An 8079-nucleotide genomic window follows, 5' to 3' on the forward strand; every position below is an offset into this window, starting at 1 on the left:
CTACTGCTTACCCAGGGCTGGCGACGTATTAGTGGCACGCCTGCCGAAGAATTGCTCGGCGGTGTATCGCTAATGGGCCGTGTGCTGACTCCTCAAAATCAACCTGTTGCCGGAGCACAGGTTTTTGTGGCCTCTACCAAACCCAATCAGTCGTTTGTAAAATCGACGGGTGCCGATGGACAGGGACGTTTCCGCCTGGCAGGCCTGGCCATTGCCGATACAATGCAGCTGATGATGCAGCTTACGGACCGACTCATGAAAGATCTTTCTGATAAAGACGCCCGCTTAGCGCTGGATGGGCCGGGTCTGAACTGGGATCGCGATACGACGAACGTACAACCAAACTGGCGTGCGTTACGGGCACAGCTGGAAGCAGCCAAAATCCGTCAGGAAAGTGATGCTGAATTTTATCGCGACAAAAAAATAAAGATTTTAAAAGAAGTAATTGTCCGGGCCCGAAAGCTGGACGAACGTCCGGAAGATATTCGTCAGCGAAGCCTGCACAGCGGAGCCGACGCTACGCTTACCTTCGATGAGAAGTCGCCACCTTTTACTAACCTTTACGAAATGATACGTGGGCGTATGGCGGGCGTAAGCGTTTCACAAGATCCATTTACAGGGGGCTATAAAGTATTTATCCGGGGAATAGGCAGCATAAAAAGTGGTACGCAGCCTTTGTATTTAATGGATGGCATGCCCATTCAGGACAGCGACGGCACAAGCCTGCTTACGTTTAACCCTGGTGATATTGAACGTATTGAGTTACTGAAAAATGGAACGAACGCCGGGATTTACGGGGTTCGCGGGGGCAATGGTGTAGTTGCCTTCTACACCAAACGCTTCCGACCCGATCAGGACAAATCCACGAACAAGGCAGGAATGAAACCGCTGCAACTTATTGGCTATCCATCGGTCCAGCGCGAATTTTACGTACCCCGCTACGAAGCAACGGATCAGCCATCCGGCGAAGCGACATCCGGTAAAATTGATCGCCGGGACGTACTGTACTGGAAGCCAATCATTCAAACCGATTCGCAGGGGTATACGCAATTACTCTTTCCGCTATCGGACGTTGTTCGAACAGTACGTATCACGGTGCAGGGTATCACCGCCGAAGGTCGGCCAGTGGTTGGCTCAAAACTGATACGTGTGCAATAACGGCATGTTCCGATCCCTTAGCTATTTTCTTTTATTAGGGTGTATTCCGGCAGTTTTAGTGGCTCAGTCAGCACAGTTTCCAAACAATACTACTATAGAAAGCTGCCAATCCATACAATCAGGAGACTGGAATAACCCTGCCATCTGGTCGTGTAACCATGTCCCCACTCCCAACGATCAGGTTGTTCTCAATATCGGGCACAGGATAACTATTTCGAGCCCGGATGCGCAGGCTCAAAAACTTATTTATCAGGGTGGCACTCTCCAACTTTCCGAAAGCGGACGTGTGTTTATTGGAGCCAGCGTAGTATCGCCCGTTATCTATCGCATTCGGGCTGGTCAGCAGTACAGCGATCAGAACCCGCTCGTCTTTACACACAAAACCACCTTAACGTTTAGCGCTACGTTCAATGAATCGGCCATTTACACAACGCGGCTGCCCGAAAATCAAAGCGACATCAACAAGCTGTACGGTTTTTCTGACTGTAATACGCACCACAGCCTGGCCAGCGCCCGATTCGGCTGGAACTGGCGAGATAACGCCCTGCGGATTTATGCGTATTGCTACGTTAATGGCCAGCGAATCGCCCAGGAATTAGGGATTGCCCAACTCAACGTAGCCAACGATTACCAGATTATTCTTTCGGAAAGCGCTTACACGTTTATCTTTTTGGGGAAGCAGACGGTTATCGCGCGGGGCTGTACGACTGTCGAAAGCACGCAACGCTATCTGCTCTATCCGTATTTTGGCGGTGATGAAACCGCCCCGCACGATATCACAATAGCCATCACTGAAAAATAATGACTGCATGTCTGTTAAACATTCACCGAATAATGGGCCAGCGTAGCCGCCAGCGATTCCCGAATTTCTTTAGCCAGACTGGCAGGCTGCAAAACCGCCACATGCTCACCATAACTACGTAAATGCATGAGCAGATCCCGATTAGGGGCTAACCGTAGCCGTACTACACATTCCGAATCCGTATCGCGCACAACTTCCTGCGTCTGATGGATAGGCTTTGCCTTAACGTAACGCCCGAACAAAGGCGAGAATGAAAGCAGAATCTCTTCAACCGGGCCGCTGCTGTCGGTAATGCCGTAGATGTGCTCAAACAGCTCGCTCACGTTGGTCAGTACGTCGTCCGGAACGGCGCATGTATCGTCGGTGATTTCCAGATCGCTCATGCGGTCGAGCGCGAAGGTACGTTCCTTGCCGCTGGGTTCGTCATAACCGATCACGTACCAGCTATCGGCTACTTCGCGCAACAGAATAGGATGCAGCGTACGAAGTTTCGACTTTTCAGTCAACGTAACCGACTCATCCGTTTCGTGCTTCCGGTAGTGAAACGCAATCTGCCGATTCTGATTGATGGCCCGGATCAGCAAGGGAACGTAGTGCCGATTGCCACCCAGAATCCGTTCTTCAACGTACACTACCCGGCGCGTAAGCGTTTCTGTTTTCACCTCCCGAATAATATCCAGACTCTGCCGAACTTTCTGGAGCGCGTTGGCCAGTTCGCCCGCTACGGATGCGCCCTGGGTAGCCGTCAATACCTCACGTGCGTAGTCGAGCGCTTCCATATCGTCGGGTGAAAGCATCAGACGTAGCAGGCGAAACTGTGGATCAGTGTAGTAATAGCCGTTCCGTCGTTTGTCGTAAGCAATGGGGGCGTCGTGGTCTTCTCGCAGGCGCTGAATGTCTTTCTCCAGCGATGACATCGAACGAATGCCACACTTATCGCGGCATACATCAAACAGTTTCTTTTTGGAATACTGACGTGGGTATCGGCTAATGATTTCGTCGATCAGGCGGTAACGCTGGAAAGCGGAGCGGGTTATTGGCATAGGATCTGTAGAGACGCGATACCTCGCGTCTAATTAGCGTCAGCAATTGGTAGTGTCTACAAAACCATCCGGCAACAAATACCATCCGGTCAGGAGACGCAAGGTATTGCGTCTCTACACCAGCACAAAAAAACAGAAATATTTTTTTACAAAAAAAGATGAACGTAAAAAGATTACGTTTTACCGGGTAGAACTTTGTTCTGTGAATTTTAAACAACACTACTAATGAACACGCTCATGAACGCCAATCAAAACCGCAACGCTGGCTACGCGCCCTCGCTTTTTCCGACTCTAAGCTCCTCAAACTCATGGGTATCGTCAGCTGTTGCCAATCGCCCCAAACGCGCTACGTTGTCGGCAGGACAATTGCTGGATATCGAAATGGGGCTGTTTCTCTTATCACAACTGTTACCATCGGCTCCTCCGGATACGCTCCCGAATTTACTGACGGATAACGGATCGTCCTTCCTGGATCGCCCAACGTGGACACCAAAACAACACAAACTGCTGAACCGGGGGCGCACCTTGCTAAGCCACATTCAGCAACGTAGCGTCTGGAGCGCCCTGCTGGATGCTTACACAAACATTCCTGACCGTTTGCAAGCGTACGACATCAGCACTGACCGCAGCCGATTCTGCGAAAAAACGGTCGGTTTCTTCCGCAACCGGATCATTACGTTGCGCCAGATGGTCGGCTAAACGTCTGCATTTTCCTTTCTGATTACCAGGTTCTTTTTCCGTAAACACAACGGCAACCAGCCTCCTTTTGCCCGCATGAATCTCTTACAACGCCTTCGCTCCCTGACCGACCCAACGGTATCTCTGCAAAAACTAACCACCTCTTCTACAGCCCCCATAATCCAGCCAGTAGTTTCTACGCCAACATCGACGTTACGGACGCTGAAACTGATTATGGTGACGGCCGAAAACAACAACAAATATTATGAGATGCGCGAGAACGATAATGCTACGTTCACTGTGCGGTACGGCCGGGTTGGCGGCACGCATAGCACGGCTACTTATCCGGTGGCACAGTGGGATAAGAAGTTTCGCGAAAAAGTAGCGAAAGGCTACGTCGATCAAACGCATCTGTACGCCGACAAATCAACCGAAACCGATGCTTCAACCATTGCTGATCCTGATGTGCGTTCATTTATGGGGCGGCTGCTTGAGCTGGCCAGACAGTCGATCTATCAGAACTACGTCGTTACGGCGCAACAGGTCACACGGAAGCAAGTTGAAACGGCTCAGCAGTTACTCAATAAACTGGCCGACCTGGCCGCAACAGGTGTCGATCTGAACGCGTACAACGCTACGTTACTCGAACTGTTCAAAACGATTCCGCGCAAGATGGGCAAAGTGAGCGAGCATTTACTGACCGCTTCTCCCCAAACAACCAACGACCTTCAGGGTTTACGCGATCAACTGGCTGGCGAACAGGAGACCCTCGACGTTATGCGCGGTCAGGTTGAGCTAACACAATCGGAACCCGAAGCCAACCAGCCAGCGCCTACGTTGCTCGAAGTGATGAATCTGAACGTAGCACCCGTTACGGACAAACGCGTACTGACGCTCATCAAGCGTATGATGGGACCCGACGCCGATAAATTTGATGCCGCGTTCAGCATTCAGCACACAGCTACCCAAGCCAGCTTTGATACGTATGTGAGCCAGCGGCCGAATCAGAAAACACAGTTATTGTGGCACGGCAGCCGTAGCGAAAACTGGATGTCGATTCTGAAAACGGGGCTGGTGCTACGTCCGGCCAGCGCCATAATTACAGGCAAAATGTTTGGCTACGGCATCTACTTCGCCGACCAGTTCAGCAAATCGCTCAATTACACGTCGCTGCATGGCTCAACCTGGGCCAGAGGGCGTCAGCAGGAAGGTTACCTCGCAATATATGAAGTGCATGTTGGCAAACAACTGACCTTGACCAAACACGAAAACTGGCACATGCAATTGGACAGCCAGAAGCTAAATAACATTGATATTCAGTACGATTCCGTATTTGCTCAACGAGGTATGAGCTTACAAAAAAACGAATTCATTGTGTACAACCCGGCCCAATGTACGATTCGATACATGGTTAAAATCAAGATCTGACATGAACGCAGAATTAAAGCAAATTACCCCTTCGATGGTATGCCTGGCCGCTACAACCTTGATTTTAGCCGAAGGCAGCACGAGTTCTCTGATTGTGAAGCAGTTTTTACGGAACCGGGGTTATAAAGCCCGGCAAGCCGACGTATCGACCTGGCTGTTCGACGTAGCGCAACAACAAGGCTGGGCCATCAACGACAATGGAATTTTTAAGGTCTACTATTTCCCAACGCTCGGTGCCTTTTTGCAATAAGCGCTGAAAAAAACAGAAAAAGTTTTCACTAAAAAGAAGAACATAAAAAGATTACGTTCTTCCGGGTAGAACTTTGTTCTGTGAATTTTAAACAACATACTAATGAACACGTTATCGGCTTCCGCTTCTCTCCCTACCCGCCCCGGCCTGACGAATCTGTTACGTTGGCAGGAGCCTCTGGTTACCCGCCTTCGCTACCGGCATTCGTTGCCGGGCATGGTGGCGAACCGAATGCTGAATGTTGAGCTGGGTCTGTATTTGCTGGCAGAGTTACTACCGCTGGTGCCGCCCCAGTTTCTGCCCGATCTGCTGAATGGTCAGGGGGCTGCTTATCGCCAGCGGCCCATCTGGTCGCCCCGCCAGCATCGGGCGCTAAATCAGGCTCGTACGTTGCTGGCGCCTTACCGGAATCCAAGTGTCTGGTTTAAAGCCCTGGACAAATACGCTACGTTGCCATCAGACGTTCGTATCTTTTCGCTGAGCGTGCGGGGCGGCTGGAATTCCGATGTCAGCAGCTATGTGCTCCGTGAGCGGTTAAGCTTGTTTCAGGGCGTACTGGCCTAAGCGGAAACAGGCGCCAACATCATAAACAACTATGAAAAAAGTAACGGGCCTCGGCGGCATATTTTTCAAATGCAATGACCCCCAGGGCATGAACGATTGGTATGCCAAAAATCTGGGATTGACTACCAGCGAATACGGAACGACGTTTGAATGGAGACAGGCTGATGATCCGTCGAAAAAAGGATCTACTGTCTGGTGTACGTTTCCGATTGACACGGCCTATTTTAATCCATCGGCAAAGCCTTTTATGATCAATTATCGGGTGGAAAATATAACTGCGCTGGTTGATGAATTAAAACGGGACAAGGTGACTGTCGTTGATGAAATAGCCGAGTATGCGTATGGCAAATTCGTGCATGTGCTCGACCCGGAAGGCAACATTATTGAACTTTGGGAGCCGAACGATGATTGGGTGCAGGAATAACGTAGCAGGTTAGAGCAAATGTTCTGAGACCGATTGCTGTCTCAGAACATTTGCTCAACTAAAGCCTTCCCTGTTTGGCCAATCGCAACCGACTGATTGGTTATATTGACAGGAAAGAATCTCATTCATTCGGAAGCTTAACCAAAGACGAACGGAACACTGTGTTTTATAAGCACTTGGATCACCATTTGCAACAGTTAGGTGTGTAATTTTCCTAACAGGATTACTTGGAACCGCGACGCTTCGGATTTACATTTTCGTCGATAACAAATCAATCCAGTAAATTCTGTCAGAAAAACCGAAAATCTGCTAATTTGTGCGTTTCAGCTACGTCAAATTACTTCGTATGAACCGCCGGAGTTTTATTAGAAACAGTTCTGTTGCTACAGTCTCTGCCTCAGCATTCGCAGCCTGCTCATCGCCCAAATCGGAAAGTTCAGATAATGAGGTTCCTTCTGCGGCTGATGAGTTTGTGCTCAATGAGCTGTCCATCAACGATCTTCAGGCAAAAATGAAATCGGGTGAATACTCATCCGAGCGTATCACCCAGCTTTATCTGGAGCGAATCGACGCCATCGACAAGAAGGGACCTCGTTTGAACGCTGTTATTGAACTCAATCCTGACGCGCTATCTATTGCTAAAGCGATGGATCAGGAACGCAAAGACGGTCAACTGCGCGGCCCGATGCACGGTATTCCAATACTTATCAAAGACAACATCGATACCCACGACCAGATGATGACAACCGCTGGGTCGCTGGCGCTGGAAGGCCATAAAGCGACTCAGGATGCGTTTATCGTGACGCAGTTGCGGAAGGCTGGCGCAGTGATTCTGGGCAAAACCAACCTGAGCGAGTGGGCCAATTTCCGGTCGACCCGATCTACCAGCGGTTGGAGTAGCCGGGGCGGTCAAACCCGAAATCCGTATGTACTGGACCGAAATCCGAGCGGTTCCAGTTCAGGCTCTGGCTCTGCTACGTCGGCCAATTTGTGTGCTGTAGCGGTCGGCACCGAAACCGACGGTTCCATCATTGCTCCCTCATCCATGTGCGGACTGGTTGGTCTTAAGCCAACAGTGGGCCTGGTTAGCCGTAGCGGCATCATTCCCATCTCGCAAACGCAGGACACCGCTGGCCCCATGACACGTAGCGTCACCGATGCAGCTATTCTGCTGGGTACGCTGGCGGGCGTCGATCCAGCAGACGCCGTTACGCTCGAAAGTCGGGGTAAGAACGTAACGGACTACACGCAGTTTCTGAAAGCAAACGCATTATCGGGCAAACGTATCGGTATCGAGAAATCATTTATGGAAGGGCACGAGGACGTAGTAGCGTTGTACAAAGCCGCTATCGACGTATTGAAAAAACAGGGCGCTACGGTCGTAGAAGTGGAGTTACGCAAAGGGCTTCAGGAAACGGGCAGCGCTGAATTTACGGTACTGCAATATGAGTTTAAGGACGGGCTGAACCGCTACCTCTCGAAAGCGAATGCACGGGTAAAATCTCTGGCCGACGTAATCGCTTTCAACAAACAGAACGCGGCCAAAGCCATGCCGTTCTTCAAACAGGAAACCCTCGAAAGCAGCGAAGCCAAAGGCGATCTGACCAGCAAAGAATATACTGAAGCACTTGCCAAAACCCGCAGTTCGCGCCAACGTATCGATCAGTTGATGAAGACGCAAAAAATAGACGCTATAGCGGGCGTCAGCATAGGCCCGGCGGGTTGCATCGAC

The 8079-nt window shown here is 50.5% G+C and carries 9 protein-coding genes; 8 read left to right on the forward strand and 1 reads right to left on the reverse strand.

Annotated elements, in window-relative coordinates:
• Nucleotides 1-1158, forward strand: a 1158-nt coding sequence (locus ACOJS8_RS20530; RefSeq protein WP_420150422.1) for a TonB-dependent receptor plug domain-containing protein, incomplete at its 5' end; no start/stop codon positions are given.
• 4 nt (nt 1159-1162) lie between these two features.
• Nucleotides 1163-1960 carry a hypothetical protein gene (locus tag ACOJS8_RS20535; protein WP_420150423.1) on the forward strand — a complete coding sequence of 266 codons (798 nt, stop codon included), beginning with the start codon at nt 1163-1165 and terminating at the stop codon, nt 1958-1960.
• Nucleotides 1961-1974: 14 nt separating this feature from the next.
• Here ACOJS8_RS20535 and ACOJS8_RS20540 read toward each other — a convergent pair whose 3' ends face one another.
• Entirely contained in the window at nt 1975-3003 is a 1029-nt protein-coding gene (locus ACOJS8_RS20540; protein ID WP_420150424.1) for a helix-turn-helix transcriptional regulator, read from the reverse strand.
• A 225-nt stretch (nt 3004-3228) separates the two neighbouring features.
• On the opposite strand from ACOJS8_RS20540, the gene ACOJS8_RS20545 reads away from it, so the two are divergent.
• The 6 genes from ACOJS8_RS20545 to ACOJS8_RS20570 form a co-directional block, all read left to right on the forward strand.
• Nucleotides 3229-3702: a hypothetical protein gene (locus tag ACOJS8_RS20545; protein WP_420150425.1), complete on the forward strand. Its 474-nt coding sequence runs from the start codon at nt 3229-3231 to the stop codon at nt 3700-3702.
• 75 nt (nt 3703-3777) lie between these two features.
• Entirely contained in the window at nt 3778-5109 is a 1332-nt protein-coding gene (locus tag ACOJS8_RS20550; RefSeq protein ID WP_420150426.1) for a WGR domain-containing protein, read from the forward strand.
• Nucleotide 5110: 1 nt separating this feature from the next.
• Nucleotides 5111-5359: a hypothetical protein gene (locus ACOJS8_RS20555; RefSeq protein WP_420150427.1), complete on the forward strand. Its 249-nt coding sequence runs from the start codon at nt 5111-5113 to the stop codon at nt 5357-5359.
• 102 nt (nt 5360-5461) lie between these two features.
• Nucleotides 5462-5923 (forward strand): hypothetical protein, encoded by a 462-nt coding sequence (locus tag ACOJS8_RS20560; protein ID WP_420150428.1) that lies wholly within the window; start codon nt 5462-5464, stop codon nt 5921-5923.
• Between the two features lie 31 nt (nt 5924-5954).
• Complete coding sequence (locus ACOJS8_RS20565; protein ID WP_420150429.1) at nt 5955-6347, forward strand: VOC family protein; 393 nt, start codon at nt 5955-5957, stop codon at nt 6345-6347.
• Between the two features lie 346 nt (nt 6348-6693).
• On the forward strand, nt 6694-8079 hold a 1386-nt coding region (locus ACOJS8_RS20570), incomplete at its 3' end, for an amidase (RefSeq protein WP_420150430.1).

The organism is Spirosoma sp. (assembly GCF_048594605.1).
In the GTDB taxonomy this organism is placed as follows: Bacteria; Bacteroidota; Bacteroidia; order Cytophagales; family Spirosomataceae; genus Spirosoma.